18 protein-coding genes, 1 tRNA gene and 2 other annotated features are annotated in these 21,743 nt (G+C 37.3%); of the genes, 13 read left to right on the top strand and 6 right to left on the bottom strand.

All coding sequences use genetic code 11. From position 1 onward, the window contains the following. Positions 1–107: 107 nt before the first annotated feature. From IGM09_RS08325 to IGM09_RS08295, 7 genes are all read left to right on the top strand, one after another. Positions 108–659 carry an ECF-type riboflavin transporter substrate-binding protein gene (locus tag IGM09_RS08325; protein WP_002356937.1) on the top strand — a complete coding sequence of 184 codons (552 nt, stop codon included), beginning with the start codon at positions 108–110 and terminating at the stop codon, positions 657–659. Positions 660–759: 100 nt separating this feature from the next. Beyond that, the gene (locus tag IGM09_RS08320) at positions 760–2,466 is read left to right on the top strand and encodes an ABC transporter ATP-binding protein (RefSeq protein ID WP_033625046.1); all 1,707 of its coding nucleotides are present in this window, start codon (positions 760–762) and stop codon (positions 2,464–2,466) included. Continuing rightward, a complete protein-coding gene (locus IGM09_RS08315) occupies positions 2,463–3,296 on the top strand; it encodes an energy-coupling factor transporter transmembrane component T family protein (RefSeq protein ID WP_002356939.1) in 834 nt (277 codons plus the stop codon). The genes IGM09_RS08320 and IGM09_RS08315 overlap by 4 nt, the downstream gene beginning before the upstream one ends. A gap of 442 nt (positions 3,297–3,738) precedes the next feature. Continuing rightward, a complete protein-coding gene (glmS, locus tag IGM09_RS08310; protein WP_002356940.1) occupies positions 3,739–5,547 on the top strand; it encodes a glutamine--fructose-6-phosphate transaminase (isomerizing) in 1,809 nt (602 codons plus the stop codon). Between the two features lie 395 nt (positions 5,548–5,942). Further along, a complete protein-coding gene (locus IGM09_RS08305; protein WP_033625292.1) occupies positions 5,943–7,181 on the top strand; it encodes an aminoacyltransferase in 1,239 nt (412 codons plus the stop codon). A 47-nt stretch (positions 7,182–7,228) separates the two neighbouring features. Then, positions 7,229–7,519, top strand: a complete 291-nt coding sequence (locus IGM09_RS08300; RefSeq protein ID WP_002359936.1) for a hypothetical protein — start codon at positions 7,229–7,231, stop codon at positions 7,517–7,519. A gap of 175 nt (positions 7,520–7,694) precedes the next feature. Further along, on the top strand, positions 7,695–8,660 hold the full coding sequence (locus tag IGM09_RS08295) for a hypothetical protein (protein WP_010775962.1): 966 nt from the start codon (positions 7,695–7,697) through the stop codon (positions 8,658–8,660). A gap of 87 nt (positions 8,661–8,747) precedes the next feature. On the opposite strand, the gene IGM09_RS08290 is transcribed toward IGM09_RS08295, so the two are convergent. The 3 genes from IGM09_RS08290 to IGM09_RS08280 all read right to left on the bottom strand — a co-directional run bounded on the left by IGM09_RS08290 (position 8,748) and on the right by IGM09_RS08280 (position 10,861). Next, positions 8,748–8,927, bottom strand: coding sequence for a hypothetical protein (locus IGM09_RS08290; RefSeq protein WP_002383739.1), 180 nt, complete (start codon positions 8,925–8,927; stop codon positions 8,748–8,750). A gap of 213 nt (positions 8,928–9,140) precedes the next feature. Continuing rightward, a complete protein-coding gene (locus IGM09_RS08285; RefSeq protein ID WP_010775961.1) occupies positions 9,141–10,631 on the bottom strand; it encodes a glucosyltransferase domain-containing protein in 1,491 nt (496 codons plus the stop codon). Between the two features lie 157 nt (positions 10,632–10,788). Further along, positions 10,789–10,861, bottom strand: a tRNA-Thr gene (locus IGM09_RS08280). A gap of 263 nt (positions 10,862–11,124) precedes the next feature. Then, positions 11,125–11,370 (top strand) — a binding site (T-box leader). A 377-nt stretch (positions 11,371–11,747) separates the two neighbouring features. After that, positions 11,748–11,998: a binding site (T-box leader), on the top strand. A gap of 85 nt (positions 11,999–12,083) precedes the next feature. On the opposite strand from IGM09_RS08280, the gene IGM09_RS08275 reads away from it, so the two are divergent. The 5 genes from IGM09_RS08275 to IGM09_RS08255 all read left to right on the top strand — a co-directional run bounded on the left by IGM09_RS08275 (position 12,084) and on the right by IGM09_RS08255 (position 17,822). Continuing rightward, a complete protein-coding gene (locus IGM09_RS08275) occupies positions 12,084–13,154 on the top strand; it encodes a methionine ABC transporter ATP-binding protein (RefSeq protein WP_033625045.1) in 1,071 nt (356 codons plus the stop codon). Positions 13,155–13,172: 18 nt separating this feature from the next. After that, a complete protein-coding gene (locus IGM09_RS08270; protein WP_002366918.1) occupies positions 13,173–13,853 on the top strand; it encodes a methionine ABC transporter permease in 681 nt (226 codons plus the stop codon). Positions 13,854–13,872: 19 nt separating this feature from the next. Next, positions 13,873–14,706 (top strand): MetQ/NlpA family ABC transporter substrate-binding protein, encoded by an 834-nt coding sequence (locus IGM09_RS08265; RefSeq protein ID WP_033625044.1) that lies wholly within the window; start codon positions 13,873–13,875, stop codon positions 14,704–14,706. A gap of 14 nt (positions 14,707–14,720) precedes the next feature. After that, positions 14,721–15,914 (top strand): amidohydrolase, encoded by a 1,194-nt coding sequence (locus IGM09_RS08260; protein WP_002410522.1) that lies wholly within the window; start codon positions 14,721–14,723, stop codon positions 15,912–15,914. Positions 15,915–16,283: 369 nt separating this feature from the next. Then, a complete protein-coding gene (locus IGM09_RS08255; RefSeq protein ID WP_002362078.1) occupies positions 16,284–17,822 on the top strand; it encodes an ABC-F family ATP-binding cassette domain-containing protein in 1,539 nt (512 codons plus the stop codon). Between the two features lie 54 nt (positions 17,823–17,876). On the opposite strand, the gene IGM09_RS08250 is transcribed toward IGM09_RS08255, so the two are convergent. From IGM09_RS08250 to IGM09_RS08240, 3 genes are read right to left on the bottom strand one after another with little or no spacing between them, the layout of a single operon-like run. Further along, on the bottom strand, positions 17,877–18,803 hold the full coding sequence (locus tag IGM09_RS08250) for a metal ABC transporter substrate-binding protein (protein WP_002356954.1): 927 nt from the start codon (positions 18,801–18,803) through the stop codon (positions 17,877–17,879). Then, entirely contained in the window at positions 18,790–19,659 is an 870-nt protein-coding gene (locus IGM09_RS08245; protein WP_113826057.1) for a metal ABC transporter permease, read from the bottom strand. Before IGM09_RS08245 ends, IGM09_RS08250 begins: the two co-directional genes overlap by 14 nt. Beyond that, on the bottom strand, positions 19,656–20,405 hold the full coding sequence (locus IGM09_RS08240; protein WP_033625043.1) for a metal ABC transporter ATP-binding protein: 750 nt from the start codon (positions 20,403–20,405) through the stop codon (positions 19,656–19,658). The genes IGM09_RS08245 and IGM09_RS08240 overlap by 4 nt, the downstream gene beginning before the upstream one ends. Before the next feature lie 212 nt (positions 20,406–20,617). On the opposite strand from IGM09_RS08240, the gene IGM09_RS08235 reads away from it, so the two are divergent. Beyond that, positions 20,618–21,592, top strand: a complete 975-nt coding sequence (locus tag IGM09_RS08235) for a ribose-phosphate diphosphokinase (RefSeq protein ID WP_033625290.1) — start codon at positions 20,618–20,620, stop codon at positions 21,590–21,592. Positions 21,593–21,743 lie beyond the last annotated feature (151 nt).

Raw genomic sequence — 21,743 nt, 5'->3', positions numbered from 1 at the left:
GGGTACTATTTTAGAAGTAAGATGCACCGCGTATCTTCTTTTTTTATTTGATAAAATCAAGAAGGGAGCGGCTGTAAATCAATGGAGTTATAGAATGGAGGAGCGAAATGAAAGAAAAAATGTCCGTCAAGACAATTGTAGCAATTGGAATTGGCTCTGCAGTTTTTGTTATTTTAGGTCGATTCGTTGTGATTCCAACTGGGATTCCTAATACGAACTTAGAAACGTCGTATCCATTTCTTGCTTTAATGTCAGTTGTTTTTGGACCAGTAGCTGGAGGGCTAATTGGTTTGATCGGTCACACATTAAAAGATTTTACCACGTATGGTAGCGCTTGGTGGAGCTGGATTATTTGTTCAGGAATTATTGGTATTATTTTTGGCTTCGCTGGTCGTAAAATGGATCTTCAACATGGTGAATTTACAACAAATGACATGGTGCGTTTCAATATTTTCCAAGCCTTTGGCAATATCGTCGTTTGGGGCTTAATCGCGCCTAGTTTGGATATTTTGATTTATAGTGAACCCGCAAGTAAAGTATTTACACAAGGCGTATTCGCGACTGTTTCAAATATTGTCGCTGTGGGGATTATTGGAACATTGTTGATGAAAGCTTATGCATCAACAAGAACAAAGAAAGGCAGTTTATCGAAAGATTAAGAAACTGTCGAAATAATTTAAATGGTTAAGGGTCTGCCCTAGTAATTACTTTGCTAATGCTCAGACCCTTTCTTTTATGGAGAAACTGAGGTGAGGCCGAATGAAAAAACCAATCATTACTTTTAATAATTTTTCCTTTCAATATCATAGCCAATCTGAACCGACATTAAAGGGGATTCAATTAACCATCTATGAAGGAGAAAAGGTTTTAATCGTTGGGCCTAGTGGTAGTGGTAAATCAACATTGGCGCAATGTATCAACGGGTTAATTCCCAATATTTATGAAGGTGAGATTCAAGGAACAGCTACGGTTGCTGGTAAAAATATCCAAGAAACAAGTCTATTTGATTTGTCTTTTGATGTAGGAACTGTTTTACAAGATACCGATGGGCAGTTTATTGGCTTAACGGTTGCTGAGGATATTGCTTTTGCTTTAGAAAACGATGCAGTTGAACAAGCAGAAATGAAAAAAGCGGTCCACAAATGGTCTGAGATTGTTGAGCTGAATCAGTTATTGCAACACCGTCCACAAGATTTGTCAGGTGGTCAAAAACAACGTGTATCTATGGCGGGCGTTCTAATTAACCAATCAAAAATTTTACTTTTTGATGAACCTTTGGCTAATCTTGACCCACGAGCGGGACAAGAAACAATGACTTTGATTGACACCATTCAACAAGAAACAAAAGCGACTGTTTTAATAATAGAACATCGCTTAGAGGACGTTCTTTGCGAATCAGTTGATCGAATTATTGTCATGAATGAGGGCGCAATTATTTCTGATACAACGCCAGATGAATTGTTACGTCAAGATACGTTGACCCAACAAGGGATTCGTGAACCTTTGTACGTTACAGCCATGAAATATGCTGGGATTGATTTAACACAAGTTAGTCATTTAGACAAATTAGCCGAAGTATCAGGCGAAACAGTTTTGCCCAAAATGACACAGTGGTCTGTCCAACCTAGTTCAGTTAGTACGGTCAAAGGAGCTGAACTATTACGTTTGGAACAAGTGTCCTATCAATATGATCGTCATGGTGAAAAAGTGTTAGATGACTTCTCAGTAACTATTCATCATGGAGAAATGATCAGCATTGTAGGAAAAAATGGTGCCGGGAAGTCTACACTTTCTAAAATAATTTGCGGGTTCATCACGCCTCAATCGGGCAAGATTTTATGGGAGGGACAGGATTTTTCCAATTATTCAATCAAAGAACGTGCAGATAAAATTGGTTATGTGATGCAAAACCCCAATCAAATGATTTCTAAAAAAATGATTTTTGAAGAAGTAGCTTTAGGATTAGTTTTACGAGATGTGCCACAAGCAGAAATTGAGGAACGTGTGACGAATATTTTACATATTTGTGGGCTGTATCCCTTCCGGAACTGGCCGATTTCTGCGTTGAGTTTTGGGCAGAAAAAACGGGTAACTATTGCATCGATCTTAGTTTTAGAACCTGAATTATTAATTTTAGATGAACCAACAGCTGGGCAAGATTTTAAACATTATACAGAAATGATGACATTTTTAGAAGAATTGAACCGCTTAGGTGTGACTATTTTAATGATCACTCACGATATGCACTTAATGTTGGAATATACAACACGTGCGTTAGTAGTTTGTGATGGACGTTTACTAGCAGATGCGACTCCAGTTGCTGTTTTAACAGATGAAAAATTAATTCAAGCAGCTTCTTTAAAAGAAACGAGCTTGTTTACCTTTGCTAAAGCGTTAGGCTTGGAAAATCCCTTGCTATTTACGGAAAAATTTGTTGCTTACGATCGTGAGGTGCGTTTTGGATGAGTGAACGACAAATGTTAGGCTATCATCCTGATTCAACCTGGATTCATCGCTTAAACGGCACAAGCAAATTAGTCTTTTTAATCGTTGTCTCTGTGGCTTGTATGACCACGTATGATACTCGTTATCTGTTAGGAATGTCTGTGGTTTCGCTTGTTTTGTTAAAATTATCAAATATTAAATGGCATCAAATATCTTTTGTTATTAAATTTATTGCTATTTTTTCTTTGTTAAATATCTTAACGGTTTACCTTTTTGCACCTGAATATGGGGTTGATTTATATCAATCACGTACCGTGATTTGGGAAGGAATCGGACGGTTTACTTTGACACAAGAAGAATTATTTTATGAATTTAATTTAGTTTTAAAATATTTCTGTACGATTCCGTTGGCATTAATCTTTTTATTAACAACAAATCCTAGTGAATTTGCCTCCAGCTTGAATCGAATTGGTGTGAGTTATCGGATTAGTTATGCAGTAGCGCTGGCTATTCGTTATATTCCCGATATCCAAGAAGATTTTTTTAATATTTCTTTAGCACAACAAGCGCGAGGCTATGAGATGTCTAAAAAGGGACGGTTAGGCCAACGAATCAAAGGCGTAGCACAAATCGTTTTACCCTTAATCCTATCTAGTTTAGATCGAATTGAAACTGTGAGTACCGCTATGGAATTAAGGCGTTTTGGTCAAAAGAAAAATCGAACGTGGTATGCGCAACAACCTTTTCATCTGCGTGATTTTTCGGTAATGATACTTGCCTTATGCTTATTAGGAATCAGTTTCTGGTTGTTCCATGTGAATGGTGGCCGGTTTTATAATCCATTCCAATAAATAACAAATTGATAAGGTTCTATAAATAGAACGGATATTTTTTTATTATTAAGAATCTAGTACTTTCTCTTACTATGAGTGTACTAGATTCTTTTTTTACAACTTTAAAGAACTAGACCAATTTTCGGTTTTTAGATTTTTGTTGACAAGTACCTACTTTTAATTGTATGATTGTTTATGTTTCTACGGAATATATTTACAAAGGAGGTATATAGACCAATATCGGATAGCGCCAGACCTGAACGTTCAGGTGACGAGGAGAGAGCTTATCGAAGATTCGGCGGGTGGCTCTAGGGACTGCACTCTACAGATAACAAAGAAAAACTAATTGTGAAGTTAGAACAAAGCGGTTATCACGCAGGTAGAAACATATAATGGGATTTGCTAGTTAAACAGGACCTAGTAAATACAGAATTTCAATTGGAAAGTAGGAATTAGCATTATGTGTGGAATTGTCGGAATGATTGGAAAAGAAAATGTCACGGAAAGTTTGATTCAAGGATTAACAAAATTGGAATATAGAGGTTATGATTCTGCTGGGATTTGTGTGAATGATCAAAGCCAACAGCCCCATGTAGTTAAGGCAGTTGGGGGCATTGCCGATTTAGCAGCAAAATTAACGCCAGAAATCGATGGAACAGTTGGTATTGGTCATACTCGTTGGGCCACTCATGGCGAACCAACTGTCGCCAATGCACATCCCCATGTTTCAAGCGATCAACGCTTTGCATTAGTGCATAATGGTGTCATTGAAAACTTTGAAGAATTAAAAGAACAATTTTTAAGTGGTGCTCACTTAATTGGTGATACAGATACTGAAATCGTCGTTCAATTAATTGCTCATTTTGCTGAAAATGGTTTTTCAACAAAAGATGCTTTTAAAGCGGCTTTAGCCGAAATTAAAGGTTCATACGCTTTTGCATTAATGGATAAAATGGACCCCAATACTATCTACGTAGCGAAAAATAAAAGCCCGTTACTTATCGGTCTAGGTGAAGGCTTTAATGTTATTTGTAGTGACGCGATGGCGATGATTAAAGAAACCAATCAATTTGTTGAGATTGTGGATGGTGAAATTGTAACTGTTACAGCGGACAAAGTAGTAATCGAAACGCCAGAAGGACAAGTAATCAACCGAGAACCTTTTGAAGCGCAATTAGATTTAAATGACATTGAAAAGGGAACATATCCGTTTTATATGCTCAAAGAAATTGATGAACAACCTGCAGTGATGCGCAAAATTGTTCAAGCGTATACTCAAGGTGAAAAAGTGACCTTAGATGAGGCGTTACTTGAAAAAATTAATCAATGTGACCGAATTTACATTATTGCTTGTGGAACAAGTTATAATGCAGGTTGGGTCGGAAAATCTTTAATTGAAACGATTGCCAGTATTCCTGTGGAAGTTCATTTATCAAGCGAATTTGGCTACAACATGCCTATTTTATCTGAAAAACCGTTCTTCATTTTCTTAAGTCAAAGTGGTGAAACGGCGGATAGTCGCCAAGTACTGGTACAGGTTAATGAATTAGGGCATCCATCACTTACATTAACAAATGTTGCTGGCTCAACGTTATCACGTGAAGCGGACGATACCTTGTTATTACACGCAGGACCAGAAATTGCTGTTGCTTCCACCAAAGCTTATACTGCTCAAATCGCTGTCTTAGCTATTTTAGCAAAAGCAATTGGTGAAGAACGCCAAACATTAGCGGCCGTCTCATTTGATGTGGCTCACGAATTGAGCGTGGTAGCAGCTGTCATGGAAACCTTGATTGATGAAAAACAACAAATGAAAGCCTTAGTGGAAGATTATCTGACGTATACTCGAAATGCCTTCTATATTGGGCGAGGAGTCGACTATTATGTGTCGATGGAAGCGGCCTTGAAGTTGAAAGAAATTTCCTACATTCAAGCAGAAGGCTTTGCGGCAGGTGAATTGAAGCATGGAACGATTGCCTTAATTGAAGAAGGAACACCTGTGATTGGGATTGTGACAGATGCCAAAGTCGCAGCCCATACAAGAGGCAATTTAAAGGAAGTCGAAAGTCGTGGAGCAAGAAATATTGTGATTGCCTTGGAATCCTTGGCAAAACCACAGGACCAACTGATTATTCCAGATGTGCATCCGTTACTTTCTGCCTTAGTTAGCATTGTTCCAGGCCAATTATTAGCGTACTATGCAACCTTACAAAGAGGCTACGATGTTGATAAACCAAGGAACTTAGCCAAAAGTGTAACTGTTGAGTAAATCAAGAACCCGATAGAAAGATGTTCAACGGGTTTTCATAAGTTTTAATATCTGAGGTCGGGACAGAAGCGTTTAACTCCGAGAAACGCGTAGTGTTGCTTCTGTTCCCGCCGTTTATAAGTTTTTGAGCGTGGAGCAAAAATCCAAAGTGATTTTTGTCCCACGCTCAGATATTTTTTATAAAAGAAAGATATTCAGTCAAAAATGAAAGATTCCAAAGAAATTCTTTTTTTCCGTTGAAAACTGTTTGCATTTTAGCAAAATTAGATATAATTAATAAGAACCGAAAAATAAGAATTAGCCAGTGAGGTAACTTTGTTTGAAAGAAAGCAAAAAGTAGGTTAAGCTGAAAAGTGCTAATTTATTTAACAAAAAAAGATTGTGAGTTGTTTGATATGGATCAGTTTAGTACATTAACTGAACAAGAATTTACTACCTTTGCAATGACACACCCTGCAGGTAACTTTTTAGAAACACCCGAAATGAAACATTTATTGGAACGACGTGGCTGGCATTGTGAATACGTTGGCGTCAATCGAGAAGGCCAACTAATTGCTGCGTGTATCCTAAGCAAGAAAAAAGTCAAAATTGGTTATGCTTTCGACATTGACGGCGGAATTTTGATGGATTATACAGATAAAAAATGTGTAGAAGCCTTTTTCACAGGCTTAAAAAAATATGTGAAAAAAAATGATGGCCTTTATTTAACCTTTACTCCAAATAAACAAATTTGTTTACGTGATTTTAATGGCGGTGAAGTTGAAAAGGTCAATCAAGAAACATTTGACTATTTCACATCAATTGGTTTTGAACACCAAGGATTTGATGTGCACAATTTTGATGGCGCGCCACGTTGGCTGTTTGTCAAAGATATGGCTGGATTAACAGAAGAAGAGCTTTGGAAATCTTATGGAAAAGATGCTAAATATGACATCAAGAAAACATGGGAATATGGAGTAACAACCCGAGAACTTCGTTACGAAGAGTTACCTCTCTTTAAGAAATTAACGGAAGAAACAAGTGCACGGCGTAATTTTGAAGATAAGGATTTAGCTTATTACCAAGCTGTTTATGAAGAGTTTGGTGAACGAGCGAAATTTATGGTGGCGGAACTAAACTTTGCTACTTATTTAGAAAATCTTCATGAGAAATTACGCAAATTACAAGAGACGCTCAACGAAGTCAATGAAGCGTTAATTGCCAATCCTAAAAGCCGTAAAAAAAATAACCAGAAACGTGAATTCGAAGATGAAGTTCGTACCGTGCGCAAACGGATTGACGAAGCTAAAGAAATGAAAACATCAGATGAACCTGAAATTTTAGCAGGCGCCTTATTCATTGTTCATCCACAAGAAGTGGTTTACTTGTTTAGTGGTACGTATGAAAAATATAAACAATACTATGCACCGTATTTAATTCAACATAAAATGTTAACTTACACAGTAGAAAATAACATTCCCAAATATAATTTTTATGGCGTTGACGGTGTCTTTGATGGAAGTGATGGGGTTCTTAAATTCAAACAATCCTTTGGCGGTCATGTCGAAGAATTAATGGGCAATTTCCAATGGAAAGCCAAACCAATGAAATATGCCTTATATCACGCATTAAAAACAATTAAAGAAAAAGTCTAAAATTAAAACCTAATCCTTAAAAGGAATGGACGAAGTGAGGCGTTTAAATGGAAAATCAAGTCGAGGTTATGACGTATGCACAGTTAAAAGAAATTATGCAGGCGTTAGAAGCAAACGAAGCGATTACAGAAGATACAAAGGTCTTTATTGATACAGGCTGGGATAGCGTGCAAGAAGTAGCCCCAGATGCGGTCAGTATTGAAAAAGTTGCTAAATTTACAGTAGCAGATGTTTTAACAAACGAAAGTTTTGCTGGGTATAGTTTAGAAGAAAAGGCGGAGAAGATGAACGCTGAGGGCGACCTAGAAACGGCAATTATTATTCGTAATCTTTACTAAAAAAGTCCGTTTGAATAGTTAAAATCGAGGTCGGGACAGAACCGTTTAGCTCCGAGCAACGCGTAGTGTTGGTTCTGTTCCCGCCGGTTATCAGGTTTTGAGCCTGGAGCAAAAATCCAAAGTGATTTTTGTCCCAGGCTCATCTGCTTTAAATAAGAAATAAAGGAGGTTAGATATGAGTACCATTCATGAATTTCCAAAAAACTATGAACGTTTTATTGCACAAGGAGAAGAAGCACTTGTAGAACATAATCAGATCGCCGCTTTAGAAAATTTTCAACAAGCCTATCAGCTACAACAAACGCCGCCAGTAAACCAAAAAATTGTCCAATTATTGTTGGAAATGGGTGAAGCTGACGAAGCACTAGCATTGGCAGAAGCGTTCCAAGAGTCTTATTTTGAGAACCTTGAAACAGCGGCAATTTATATGCAAATTTATAGTCAAAGTCGTCGCTTTATTGAAGGGTATATTTTATTGAAGCAATTACTTCAAACTAAAAAAATAACGCTAGCACAACAAAAAACGTTAGAACAGCAATTAATGCAAGTGGAAGAGGCGTATCAACAATTAGAAACGCAGCAAATTCAAGCAATTAAAAGGAACTTGTTAGTAAGCGATCAATTGCCCGTTTATCAACAATTAGCGAACATTAAAACCAGTTTATATTTGCCTAAACCAGTATTTGTGGAAGTCGCAAAAGATTTAGTTATGAACCAAGCACTTAGTTATTTTGCTCGGGAATGGTTCATTGAAGAATTAGCACTGTTGCAATTTTCAGAACCACTGACTTTTCTTTGGTATGACAATCAGCCTCAGACAGTCTTACTAGAAGGAAAAACTGGACCGTTAAATACGCCGATCTATTCCGAAATTTGTACTGAACTTAGGAATCACTTAGAAAATGATGATCCAATTATGCTGCAGCATTTGGAAGAAGAAATTCGGTTGCATCTTGCCTATTTGTATCCATTAGCAGAGACGGTTATTTCAGATTCAACTATCTGGATCTGGGGTTATTTGGCAACCTATTATCCTGAATATATTGAAAAAGAATTGACTGAAGCAAAAGGCCATCAAATCGATGCTGTTCAAAATGTTCAACAGGCGATACGAACGGCATTTACACAAATAATGCTTTAAAAAATGGCACGTCCTAAAAGCGAGGACGTGCCATTTTTTCGGTTTCAGAAATTTGCTGAATCTGCTCTAATTGCTTTTCTTGACTGATTATTGCGGATAATAGAAAAAAGCAAGACAGAAATAAGTAAAAAGAATTCCTTGAATCAAGCAAATCACAACGAACAATGGCGTTGCTCCTGGAAAAGAATCAGAAATCCGTGTAATTAAAAATTCAACTAACCATAAAATCATTGAAAATAAAAATAATTTTTTCTGACGAGTTCTCATAGTCCGCAACAACCTTTCTGGTGATTTTCACTTCTCTATCATAACATAGAAAACGAGCTGTTTTTTCTCAAAAATTTTGTTACTTCATAAGAAAAATGGGAAAGAAACAAGTTTCAGGAAGTAATAAATGTACCCGAAAAGAATACTTAATCCATCTTAATCAAACCATACAGTCACGTTTATTGCAAAAGAAGTGTTTTTGGATGGAACAAATTATTTCATAAACACAAATATTTCTTTGTTGTTTGTATAAATGTCATAAAAGTGATTACTTACTACTTTTTGATTTTTAGACATATCCGTATCTTTCAGTGGTGCCATCTCTACTCCTAAATTCGATGAAGTATTGAACCAAACGTAATTAGGGAAGTATAGACCGTCATTTGGTGGCACGATTTTTGAAAGAATTGGGTAGTTTCGACTTGTATTAGCATAAACAGTTGAATTTTTGAAAAACGTATTTAAATAAACTTTTTTTCGTTCGTTTGTTACAACATTTTTTAAATCATCTGTTAAAACAGCTGCTTGGCGATTGAATGCTTCTTTTTGATAGTTTAATGTGGAAGAATAAACCAAAACAAACGATAAAATATAATAAGATAACAAGCTGGCCACAAGTAACGAAGTTAGATAAATTGCTTTCACTTGTCGATTGTTAAATAAACTTAACATGCTGATTGTAACGAAAACAGCAAATCCGTAAATATAGCGAGGCGCATCACCTGCGATATTTCTTGAATAGACAATAAAAATACCAAAACTTAAGAGAGAAGCAAGTCCTAAATACAAGATACAATAAAGGAAACTTAAGCCTAAGTTGATTTTGCTATTTGATAGATGACTAATAAAAAATAAAACAAGCAGTAGGAGCAGTAATAAAAGCCATAAACGATTACTCTGGTTCAATAGCTCTGAAAAATAATGGTAACTATTTTGATAAGCCACACTGGGAATATCGTGGAAACTTGGTAAGGCCTGACTGCCCCCAATGTTGTTTGTTGCGGAAGGTACAAATTTTAACTCGATAAGGTAGCTGACTATAGAAAGTAGATAAGCGATAGCAGCAAGTGCGACTTTTTTACAAAGAGCAATGAAATTTTCTCCAGCAAGTAACTGCTTGAAAGTAAGGAATAAGACGATAACTATATAAATTCCTGACGAGGCTTGGTAAGTATTAAACATAACAAACAGTGAAAAGACAGAAACCAAGAAAAACGTAAAAGAATTACGCTGCCACCAATAAAAAGGAAGAAACGAACAAAAAATACTCAATGCCATATAGGGACTATCAAACCTGAAACTAAGACATTGGAGGAACCAAGGATTGAGGCCAATTAAAGTAGCTACTAAAGAGGAACCCCAGCTAATTTTTTGGTCATTGATGATATAAATTGCCAGTATGCTTGTGAGAGATAAGATAAGACCTGTTAGAATCGGTGTGGTCAAGCCCAGATCTGTCAAATGACGACTTCCTTGAACAAACCATGAGAGAAATTCACTGCCCCAACGTGCGTAAGTCGTACCAAAATCTGTCATTCCAGCGACTTGGCGAGCATTATCATCTAAGTAAGGGAAATTGATAATGCCGATGGATAAAACTGCCACTTGATAAATTAAAATGATCAATAGAAGATAGGCTTTATTTTCAATACACCAATTCTTTAAATCAAATTTTTTTGATTCTGTAGGTAATTGTTTCATCATTGTACTCCACTCCAATAATTATTTAACAATTAAAATATACCATAACGAGTGGAATGAAGAAATTGCTTTTGTTATTTTCTCATCTTGACAGAACACTAAGGGTAGGCAAAACAAAAAAATCCCAACTCTTTATTAAAGAGTTGGGATTTTACCAAAAAGCCACCTGCCGGGCTTGAACCGGCGACCCCCACCTTACCATGGTGGTGCTCTACCAACTGAGCTAAGGCGGCACTTTCAAAGGCTAAACTAACTCGAGGATTGCAACGAAGTGAAACCCATAGAGTTCATTTTCAAAGGCTACACTGCGACGAGTAATCGTCAAAGTTCCTTTTGAAAAATCGTACAAATCTCGTGCACAAGAAATAGAATAACGTATAGACGAAAGTTTGTCAATTGCTCTTTCGTAAAAAAAGAAAAATGATTTTTTTCTAAGAAAAACTGTTGACAATCTCTTTTTTCTCTAGTAAAGTGTAAATCAACATCACAGATAACTATTCATTCGTTGAAGAGAAGAGTAAATTTTGATGACCTTCAAAAGAGAGTCCTGATTGGTGAAAAGGGACAAGGTTCAGAAAAGTTGAAGATGGCCTCTGAGAATAAATTGCTGATAAGTAAGCAATTTCGGCTAAGCACCCGTTACCATGTGCACCAAGTTAATAAAGACTTGGATAAGAGATGAGATATAAAGAATCAGTTATATTTCGAAAAAAGGTGGTACCGCGAATCATTCGCCCTTTACTAGCAAAACGCTAGTGAAGGGCTTTTTGCTGTGAATCACTACGACTGGCGCGAAGCGACAGAGTAGATGCTGTCTGCGATTACTCGACGCAGTATGGCCTTTGTAAGTGATGAACAGTACAAGATGACCGGAGGGCAGGTTGTGTCATTTGCACGAAAGTGTTCCTACGATTCTCGCCAAGGCTGTGATTCTCGTCACAGTCAAATCCTGTTGAGCACTACGACTGGCGCGAAGCGACAAAGTAGATGCTGTCTGCGGTTACTCGACACAGTATGGCCTTTGTAAGTGATGAACAGTACAAGATGCTTGAAGGGGTAGGAACTCTAGTCTGTTTGATTTTGAAAATAAACGAAAATCAGTTTAAAATGAATAGAAATAAAAAAGCAGTGATATAGTAAGTACAAGACTTGATTTGTCTAACAGAGAGCCTAGGTAGCTGAGAATAGGTGACAAAGACGTTTTGGAAAATGGCTATTGAGCAAGCGCTCCGAGTGTTAAACACAAGGCGGCGACGGGTGCTCCCGTTATCGAGCTAGGGTATCGAACATATTGTTCCGTACTTGAAAAGGGAATTTGTGTGAGCAAATTCTGAACATGAGGTGGTAACACGCAAAAAAGCGTCCTCAACGATACAACTCGAGTTGTGTCGTTGAGGATGCTTTTTTCTTTTTTGTGAAAAAATGCAGGTTGGTAAGAATGAAGGGGGATAAAGAATGATTGAACTAAAAAATATCAGTGTGACATTTCAACAAAAAAAACAAGAAATTCAGGCTGTCCAAGATGTTTCTTTGACGATTGATAAAGGGGATATCTACGGAATCGTTGGGTATTCCGGTGCTGGAAAAAGTACGTTAGTACGGGTAATTAATTTATTGCAACGACCAACAGCGGGCACCGTTATTATTAACAAAGAAAATATTTTAACTTTTTCTAAAAAGGAATTACGACAACAACGAAAAAAGATTGGAATGATTTTTCAACATTTTAATTTGATGAAAGAGCGGACCATATTTAGTAATATCGATTTTTCATTAAAATATTCTGGGCTAAGTAAAACTGAGCGGCGTCAAAAAATCAGCCATTTATTAGAGCTAGTTGGACTAAGTGAAAAAAGGGATGCTTATCCCAGTCAACTATCAGGAGGGCAAAAACAGCGAGTTGCGATTGCCCGCGCTTTAGCAAATGATCCTGAAATTTTACTTTGTGATGAAGCGACGAGTGCGTTAGATCCAAAAACAACGGGACAGATTTTAGCCTTGTTAAAAAAGTTAAATCAAGAACTGAACTTGACGATTGTCTTAATCACCCATGAAATGCAAGTGGTTAAAGAAATTTGTAATAAAGTCGCGGTGATGGAAAATGGCTGCGTTGTCGAATCAAACGATATTGTTTCGATTTTTAGTCAACCCCAACAACCTTTAACCAAAGATTTTATTCGGACAGCAACTCATATTGATCAAGCATTAACCACGATTCTTGAACATCCTAAATTAGCTGACTTAGATAAAAATCAAGAATTAATTGAGTTTTCTTATGTGGGAGATCAAACGAACGAGCCATTAATTGCACAATTGTATAGCCAATATCAGGTGTATACGAATATCCTTTATGGCAATGTCGAAATTGTTCAAAATGTTCCTATTGGCCATTTAATTGTGGTGCTTTCTGGTGATGAGGCCCAGCGTCAACAAGCCCTTGCTTATTTAGCGAAACAAGGCGTGCGAACCAATGTTTTGAAAACCTATCAGCAAACGAAGCAAAAGCAGAATTTACAGGTGATTTAAAAAAGGAGTGAACTGAGAATGTATCAATTATTTGAGAAATATTTTCCGAATGTTGTCCAATTAAAACAAGAGTTTCTTCAAAGTACATGGGAAACAGTATACATGGTTTTTTGGACAGCCTTGATTGCTGGTGTGTTAGGAGTCTTGTTGGGTGTCGTGCTTGTCAGTACTGGCCCCAGTGGTGTTTTGAAAAATCCACCCCTGTATAGTGTCTTAGAAAAAATTATTAATGTTTGCCGCTCTATTCCTTTCATTATTATGCTTGCACTGATTCAACCATTAACACGAATTTTGGCAGGAACGACAATTGGTACAACCGCAGCGTTAGTCCCATTAGTTATTGGCGTAATTCCGTTCTTCGCGCGCCAAATTGAAAATGCGTTATTAGAAGTGGATCCTGGCGTTATTGAAGCGGCAGAAGCCATGGGGACGAGTCCCTTAGGGATTATTTTTCGGGTTTATCTAATTGAAGGGTTACCAAGTATTATTCGTGTTTCAGCGGTGACAATTATTAATTTGATTGGATTAACAGCCATGGCAGGAGCGATTGGAGCCGGTGGTCTGGGCAACTTAGCGATTACTCGAGGATACAATCGGTTTCAAACCGATGTGACATTTATGGCCACGTTAATTATTTTAATTATGGTATTTATCAGTCAAGCCATTAGTAATCAATTAATCAAAAAAACATCACATTAGAAAAAAGGAGAAATGACAAATGAAAAAATTTAGTAAATTAATTGGACTTATTGGGGTATTAGCTTTTACGATTGCAGGTTGTGCATCGGGGTCTGCGAAGGATACTAAGACAGAAACCGTTAAACTAGGGGTTGTAGGAACAAAAAATGATGAATGGGAATCGGTCAAAGACCGTTTGAAAAAGAAAAATATTGATCTACAATTGGTAGAATTTACAGACTATACGCAACCAAATGCAGCATTAGCAGAAAAAGAAATTGATTTAAATGCCTTTCAGCATCAAATCTTTTTAGACAATTACAATAAAGAGCATGGAGCGAAATTAGTATCAATTGGCAATACAGTCAATGCACCATTGGGAATTTACGCTAATAAATTGAAAGATATCACGAAAATTAAAGACGGCGGAGAAATTGCTATTCCTAATGACCCAACGAATGGTGGGCGGGCGTTAATTTTATTACAAACTGCAGGACTGATAAAAGTAGATCCTGCGAAACAGCAACTACCGACTGTCAGTGATATTACTGAAAATAAACGCCAATTGAAAATAACTGAATTAGATGCTACGCAAACAGCGCGCGCTTTACAAGATGTCGATGCTTCAGTGATTAATAGCGGCATGGCTGTCGATGCTGGGTATACACCAGATAAAGATGCTATTTTCTTAGAACCTGTAAACGAAAAAGCGAAACCTTATGTGAACATTGTCGTGGCCCGAGAAGAAGATCAAGAGAATAAACTTTATCAAAAAGTTGTAGAAGAATATCAACAAGAAGAAACGAAAAAGGTCATTGCAGAAACATCAAAAGGCGCCAATGTTCCAGCCTGGGAAACATTTGGTAAAAAATAAAGGAGGCATTTATAATGAGTACAACAACGATTCAAACAATCCAAGAAGCTATTGCTACAGAAAAGGAATGGATAATCCATTTAAGACGTCATTTTCATCAATACCCTGAAGCAAGTTTAAAAGAATATGAAACGATTAAGCGAATTAAAGAAGAACTACTAGCCTTAGCTATTCCTTTTGTAGAAGTAGGGGAAACGGGTGTTTTAGCAACCATTGAAGGAGGTCTTGGCGCTGGCAAAACGATTTTGTTACGTGCAGATATTGATGCGTTGGAATTGCCAGATGCAACAGGTACTGCCTATGCTTCTAAAAATCCAGGACTCAATCATGCTTGTGGACACGATGGTCATGCGGCAGCATTGCTAGGTGCAGCTAAAGTGCTCAAAAAACATCAGGATACCTTTTCAGGAACGATTAAACTGGCCTTCCAGCCAGCGGAAGAAATTGGTGCAGGCGCGCGACAATTTGTGGAAGGAAATTATTTAGAAGCAATCGACCAAGTGTTTGGGATTCATTTAGATTCTAGTGTGCCGGTCGGGAAATTAGTCGCTACCAAAGGCGCCACCAACGCCTCTTGTGATATTTTTAAAATTGAAGTCAGTGGTCAAAGTAGTCACGTCGCCCAACCACAGAATGGCCGAGATGCTGTTTTAGCAGCGGCCAGTATCGTTGTGGAATTACAAAAAATTGTAGCGCGCGAGATTGATCCTTTAGATTCTGTCGTAGTAGGAATTGGCGTTTTACAAGCAGGAACACGCTATAATATTGTAGCAAACCAGGCAACCATTGAAGGTACTGTTCGAACATTTAGTCAGGAAACGCGCCAATTTGTTTTACAACGAGTCGAAGAAATTGCCCATGAAATTGCCCAGTCTCATCGCACAGAAATTGCTGATTTTTCTGTTTATGCGGCAGCGAATCCATTAATTAATGAAGAACAAGCAACCAACCGTGCGCAGCAGGTAGCCAGTGAAATTGTTGGTTTTGAAAATGTTGTGACCGATCATCCTAAAAGTTTAGGGGCGGATGATTTTGCTGATTACTTAGCGGTAATTCCTGGTATCTATGGACGGGTCGGTTCACGAAACCCTGAAAATCCTGCTACTCATTTTGGACACCATCATGAACAATTTGATATTGATGAACGTGCCTTACTTTTAGCAGCAGAGTACCACGTACGCTATGCATTAAATTATTTATCAGAATAACAGGGATAGGGAGCCGACAAAATGATGGTTTGTGGGCTCCTTTCGTTATAAACCAACGTGGCTTGCTTTCTTGTCATACTATGGTAGAATACAAGCATAAGAAAGGTGATTCACATGTTTTTTGTTTTAACTGATAAATTAACAAGAAAAGTAGCTCCCGATAGTTTAAGAACAGATGAAGCACTGTTGTGGAGCCGAGCAATTAATTTCTTCATCGCTTGATAGGACATTTTTTGACTAGAAAAGCTAGTCTTATTTGAGTGTACGTACAAGCGGTTGTCGGGATTTCTGTCAGGATGGACGACGTGCAGACGTGGTTCTTTTTTTGTTGTCCCAAAATAATCAGTTAACAAGAAAGAAGTGATGAAAATGAGTATTTTAACTATTGAACATTTAACGCATCGATTTGGCGAAAAGGTCTTGTATGAAGAGGCTTCATTGCAAGTGAATAAAGGGGATCATTTAGGCTTAACTGGCCAAAATGGTGTCGGCAAATCCACCTTAATTAAAATTTTAACGGGGGAAGTATTGCCAGACGAAGGAACGATTCAGTGGCAAAAAAATTGTAAGATTGGGTACTTGGATCAGCACGTTTCTGTAGAACAATCACTAACGATGGTTGATTTTTTGAAACAAGCCTTTCAAGAACTTTTTGATAAAGAAGCGAAACTGACAAAACTTTATGAAGAATACAGTCAAACGGCTTCGGAAAAACTTTTAGAACAAGCAGGCAAGTTGCAAACAGATTTAGATGAAAGTAATTTTTACCAAATCGACACGATTATTCAGGATTTAGCCAATGGGTTAGGACTACAAGCAATTGGTTTGGATAAAAAGTTAGGGGAGCTAAGCGGTGGTCAACGTTCAAAAGTGATTTTAGCAAAATTATTGTTAGAGGCCCCTGATGTGTTACTTTTAGATGAACCCACCAACTATTTAGATGATACACATATTCAATGGCTTGTTCGCTATCTGAATAATTTTGAAGGAAGCTTTCTATTAGTCTCCCATGATTATCAATTTTTAAATGAAGTGACGAATTGCATCGCAGACATTGAGTTTGGCAAGTTAACCAAATATACTGGAAATGTAGAAAAATCTTTTGCACAAAAAGAGCAGAATAAACAAACCTATTTGAAACAGTATCAGGCCCAACAAGAAAAAATTGAAAAAATGGAAGCCTATATTCGTAAATACAAAGCTGGAAATCGAGCAACGATGGCTAAAAGTCGACAAAAACAATTGGACCGCTTAGAACGATTGACTCCGCCAGGTTCCTTGACTAAGCCAGCGATTGAATTTCCTTACCAAGGGTTAGTTGCAACGCAAGCACTAACGACCCAGAAGTTAGTTGTCGGCTATCGGGAACCTTTGTTAGAACCGTTAGATTTAATGGTTCATGTCGGTGAAAAAGTCGCATTGAAAGGCTTTAATGGGATTGGCAAATCAACATTAATTAAAACGTTGACGAAAGTGATTCCTTCATTAGATGGAGAATTTCATTATCCGCTGAATACAAAAATTGCTTATTTTACCCAAGACTTAGCGTGGCCTAATGAGCAGTTAACGCCGCTAGATTATTTATCAGATCGTTTTCCAGATACAACGATTAAAGAGCGAAGAAGTCATTTGGCTAGGGCAGGTTTACCAGATAAGTTAGCAATGCAGTCGTTAGCCCTGTTAAGTGGTGGTGAGCAAACAAAAGTAAAACTAGCGGAACTAATGATGCAAACAAGTAATTTGTTATTTTTAGATGAGCCAACCAATCATATTGATGAAGCGGCCAAAAAAAGTTTACAAGAAGCAATTCACGTTTACCCAGGAACGGTTTTTCTGGTTTCCCATGAAGCAGATTTTTATGAAGAAATTGTGGATCGAGTAATAGATATTGAGGAATTAGTTAAATAAAGAAGAAAGAACCAAGTTGAGGGGGAGTCAACTTGGTTCTTTCTTCTTTATTATTTATTTACTCATTAAGCCATCATGGATTTTTGTTAAATTCCAGTTCATCATGCTGTAGTACGTATCGCCTTCTGTTCCTTCTTTGGCAAGAGAGTCTGTGAAAAGTGTATCGTAAATTGGTCGTTTCACTTCTTTTGAGACCCGTTCCATACTACGTTTATCGACACTGGTTTCAACAAATAACACAGGTGCTTTTGATTTCTTAATGGTATCAATAATCGTGGTCATTTGTTCAGGTGTTCCTTGACTTTCTGTGTTAATTTCCCAAATATAAGCGGCATTTAAATCATAAGCTTTGGAGAAATATTTAAAGGCACCTTCACTTGTAACTAATAATTTTTTATCATCAGGAATATCAGCAAATTTAGCTTTGGCTTCCTCATGTAGTTTGCTAAGTTTTTCGGTATAATTTTTCGCGTTTTCTGTATAGAAATCTTTATTTTTTGGATCTTTTTCTACTAACACGTCACGAATGTTTTCTACATATTTAATGCCATTTTCAATGTCTAACCAAGCATGCGGATCTTCTGTTTGTTCTTGACCGGCACTTGTTAAATATTGTGGCGTAACATTTTTGCTTGTAGAAAAGTAATCTTTATTCTCAACTTTTTTGGCCGTTTTCATTAATTTGTTAAACCAGCCATTTCCGCCTGTTTCTAAGTTCAAGCCGTTAAAGAATAAAATGTCCGCTTCAGAAGCTTTCGCAATGTCTTCTGGTAACGGTTCATATTCGTGAGGGTCTGTCCCAATTGGCACAATACTATGCAGCTCAATTTTGTCTTGCCCAACATTTTTCACTAAATCGGATAAGATCGAGTTCGTTGTCACAATTGCTAATTTTTCTTTCTTTTCAGCGGCTTGATTCCCGCAAGCAGCTAACGTTAACCCTGCTAAAAGTGTTAAAAAAAATAAACTAAATTTTTTCATTCGTTGATTCCTCCATTTCTTTCTCACGGTTTACAAATACTAGGCCTTTCTTTGGTGAGAAAAAGAAAGCCAATAAAAAGAATAAGGCGGCGGTTAAAACAATCGTCGCACCAGAAGCTAAGTTATAAGAATAACTGAAGAATAGGCCAATCACTGAACTTAAAATCCCAAAAGTAGAGGCTAAGCCAATCATTGTCGGTAAGTTATTTGTTAATAGATAAGCTGTTGCTGCTGGCGTAATCAGCATGGCAATGACTAAAATAGTTCCGACGGTTTGCAAAGAAGAAACAGCGACTAATGTTAGTAAAAACATCAATGCATAGTGGAAAAATTGAATATTTAAACCATAGGCCTGAGCCATTGTGGGATCAAAAGAAGTGAGTTGCAACTCTTTATAAAACAATGCCACAAAAATCAAAACAATCACGCCGACGACACAAGTAATTAAAATATCGGTATCTGCGACCGCTAATACATTTCCAAACAGAATATGATATAAATCGGTGGAACTTTTTGCAAAAGAGATAAAAATAATCCCTAAAGCAAAAAAAGAACTAAAGACAACACCAATGGCAGTATCATTTTTTAGTGGACTTTTTTGGGTAATAAAGCCGATCGATAATGCAGCTAGTAAGCCAAAAATAGAAGCGCCAAAAATATAATTGAAACCAAACATATAAGAAACAGCGACCCCTGGTAAAACAGCATGTGAAATCGCATCACCCATCAAAGACATCCCACGTAAAATAATGAATGAACCAATTACCCCTGAAATGAGTCCGACAATTATAGACGTCAAAAGGGCATTTTGTAAAAATTGATAACGGAATAAACCATCAATAAATGCAGCAATCATTTTGCAACCCCCTGTATTAATAAATCACCTAACAAATCACCGTATGCTTCTTGGAGCGTTTCTGCAGTAAATGTTTGTTCAACAGGACCCGCAGCAATTAGCCGGTTTTTCAAAACGATTAATTCATCAAAATAGTGGGACACTTTGTGCAAATCATGGTGAACAATGATAATCATTTTACCTTGATTTTTTAATGATTTGAGAATATCCATAATCACTTTTTCACTAGACATATCAATGCCGACGAAAGGTTCATCTAAAAAAATCACCTCAGCACCTTGGGCCAAAACACGGGCAATAAACACACGTTGTAATTGGCCACCAGAAAGTTCGCCAATCTGGCGTTGCGCATAGTCTTCTAATTGCACCATTTTTAATGCAGCCATGGCTGCTTGCTTTTCTTTCTTTCCTGGGCGTTTTAATAGTCCCAAGTTTGGATAGGTTCCTAGCAAGACCGTTTCAAAAACGCTAATGGGGAAACTAAGATCCAAGGCGCTACGTTGTTCTACATAGGAAATGGTTGTTTTTTGTTGGTCAATCGCTTGATTATTTAACAAAACATCACGTTCCTTTGTTTTAATCAAGCCTAATAACCCTTTAATAAATGTTGACTTTCCAGCACCATTTGGTCCGATAATTCCAGTAATTTTACCGGAGGGAATAGTAACGTGGATATTATTTAAAGCGGTCCGTCCTTGATATTGAACGGTTAACGCTTGAACAGCTAAGTTAAAGCTTTTTCTCATGAAATTCCTCCTTTTTAGGTTTGCCTTAAAATCAGTATAAGGGATAGTTTAAGAAAATGCAAATAATTTTTAGGTGCACCTAAATACAAGCGCTTTTTTCACAAAGAAAACCGTTTCTTTCAATAAATTAAGGAGGATCCCATGATTTTTATGACAAAAAATGGTAGAATATGAATGAAAACGACTATTATTTTATATTGACGGAGGATATCATGACCGAAAACTATCAAGATGACACCTTACGCATCTTCAGTTTAAATGCAAATCGACCACTTGCTGAAAAAATCGCAGCATCAGTAGGAACAGAATTAGGAAAAAGCACCGTGCGCCAATTTAGTGATGGCGAAATTCAAATTAATATTGAAGAAAGTATTCGTGGCGATCATGTCTACATCATCCAAGCAACGAATGCTCCTGTAAATGATCATTTGATGGAATTGCTTATTTTAATTGATGCATTAAAACGTGCTAGCGCAAAAACAATTAATGTTATTTTGCCTTACTATGGTTATGCTCGCCAAGACCGCACAGCGAAACCAAGAGAACCCATTACTGCGAAATTAGTTGCTAATATGTTGGTAGAGGCAGGCGCAACACGTTTGTTGACATTAGACTTGCATACTGTTCAAGTCCAAGGATTTTTTGATATCCCAGTAGATAATTTATTTACAATGCCTTTGTTTGCTCATTATTATCGTCAACAAGCATTAGTAGGGGAAGAAATTGTGATTGTTTCGCCTAAAAACAGTGGCGTTCAACGCGCACGTAGTTTATCGGAGTACTTAGATGCGACCTTAGCAATTGTCGACCATGAAGAGATTGATGGGGTGCGCCAAGAAGGTTACGTTATTGGGAATGTCGCTGGAAAAAAATGTATTCTTGTTGATGACATTTTGAATACTGGTCAAACGTTAGCCACAGCGGCGGAAGTTTTAATGAAAAATGGTGCGCAAGAAGTGTATGCTTGCGCCTCGCATGGTTTGTTATCAGAAGGCGCAAAAGCAACCTTAGAAAATGCGCCAATTAAGGAAATTAGTATTACAGACTCTGTTTATACGACAGCAGACCGCCAACCATCAACCTTGAATATTATTTCTTGCGCTGAGTTAATGGGGGAAGCGTTACTTCGTATTCATGAAAATAAACCAATGAGTCCATTATTCCGTTTAGAACCAAAAGGAGAATAAGTGATTCCTTAAACTAGAAATAGGTCTAACAACTTTAATAGTGTTGGGCCTATTTTTCTTATCTCTTTTATAAATAGAAGAGAAAGTATTCTGATTTTGTGTTTTAAGCTTTTTATGCTAGAATAACGCCAGAACATAAGGAAAGGGACGA

Origin of the sequence: Enterococcus sp. DIV0167, assembly GCF_050541555.1 — a bacterium.
GTDB lineage: Bacteria > Bacillota > Bacilli > Lactobacillales > Enterococcaceae > Enterococcus > Enterococcus faecalis.
This window is presented reverse-complemented; position numbering and strand designations above follow the sequence as displayed.

What these genes read in the sequence shown, in the direction of transcription:
- IGM09_RS08250 (WP_002356954.1), bottom strand. Translation starts at nt 18,803, where the DNA reads ATGAAAAAATTTAGTTTATTTTTTTTAACACTTTTAGCAGGGTTAACG.
- IGM09_RS08270 (WP_002366918.1), top strand. Translation starts at nt 13,173, where the DNA reads ATGTATCAATTATTTGAGAAATATTTTCCGAATGTTGTCCAATTAAAA.
- IGM09_RS08290 (WP_002383739.1), bottom strand. Translation starts at nt 8,927, where the DNA reads ATGAGAACTCGTCAGAAAAAATTATTTTTATTTTCAATGATTTTATGG.
- IGM09_RS08260 (WP_002410522.1), top strand. Translation starts at nt 14,721, where the DNA reads ATGAGTACAACAACGATTCAAACAATCCAAGAAGCTATTGCTACAGAA.
- glmS (WP_002356940.1), top strand. Translation starts at nt 3,739, where the DNA reads ATGTGTGGAATTGTCGGAATGATTGGAAAAGAAAATGTCACGGAAAGT.
- IGM09_RS08245 (WP_113826057.1), bottom strand. Translation starts at nt 19,659, where the DNA reads ATGATTGCTGCATTTATTGATGGTTTATTCCGTTATCAATTTTTACAA.
- IGM09_RS08255 (WP_002362078.1), top strand. Translation starts at nt 16,284, where the DNA reads ATGAGTATTTTAACTATTGAACATTTAACGCATCGATTTGGCGAAAAG.
- IGM09_RS08305 (WP_033625292.1), top strand. Translation starts at nt 5,943, where the DNA reads ATGGATCAGTTTAGTACATTAACTGAACAAGAATTTACTACCTTTGCA.
- IGM09_RS08325 (WP_002356937.1), top strand. Translation starts at nt 108, where the DNA reads ATGAAAGAAAAAATGTCCGTCAAGACAATTGTAGCAATTGGAATTGGC.
- IGM09_RS08240 (WP_033625043.1), bottom strand. Translation starts at nt 20,405, where the DNA reads ATGAGAAAAAGCTTTAACTTAGCTGTTCAAGCGTTAACCGTTCAATAT.
- IGM09_RS08315 (WP_002356939.1), top strand. Translation starts at nt 2,463, where the DNA reads ATGAGTGAACGACAAATGTTAGGCTATCATCCTGATTCAACCTGGATT.
- IGM09_RS08235 (WP_033625290.1), top strand. Translation starts at nt 20,618, where the DNA reads ATGACCGAAAACTATCAAGATGACACCTTACGCATCTTCAGTTTAAAT.
- IGM09_RS08295 (WP_010775962.1), top strand. Translation starts at nt 7,695, where the DNA reads ATGAGTACCATTCATGAATTTCCAAAAAACTATGAACGTTTTATTGCA.
- IGM09_RS08300 (WP_002359936.1), top strand. Translation starts at nt 7,229, where the DNA reads ATGGAAAATCAAGTCGAGGTTATGACGTATGCACAGTTAAAAGAAATT.
- IGM09_RS08275 (WP_033625045.1), top strand. Translation starts at nt 12,084, where the DNA reads ATGATTGAACTAAAAAATATCAGTGTGACATTTCAACAAAAAAAACAA.
- IGM09_RS08320 (WP_033625046.1), top strand. Translation starts at nt 760, where the DNA reads ATGAAAAAACCAATCATTACTTTTAATAATTTTTCCTTTCAATATCAT.
- IGM09_RS08265 (WP_033625044.1), top strand. Translation starts at nt 13,873, where the DNA reads ATGAAAAAATTTAGTAAATTAATTGGACTTATTGGGGTATTAGCTTTT.
- IGM09_RS08285 (WP_010775961.1), bottom strand. Translation starts at nt 10,631, where the DNA reads ATGATGAAACAATTACCTACAGAATCAAAAAAATTTGATTTAAAGAAT.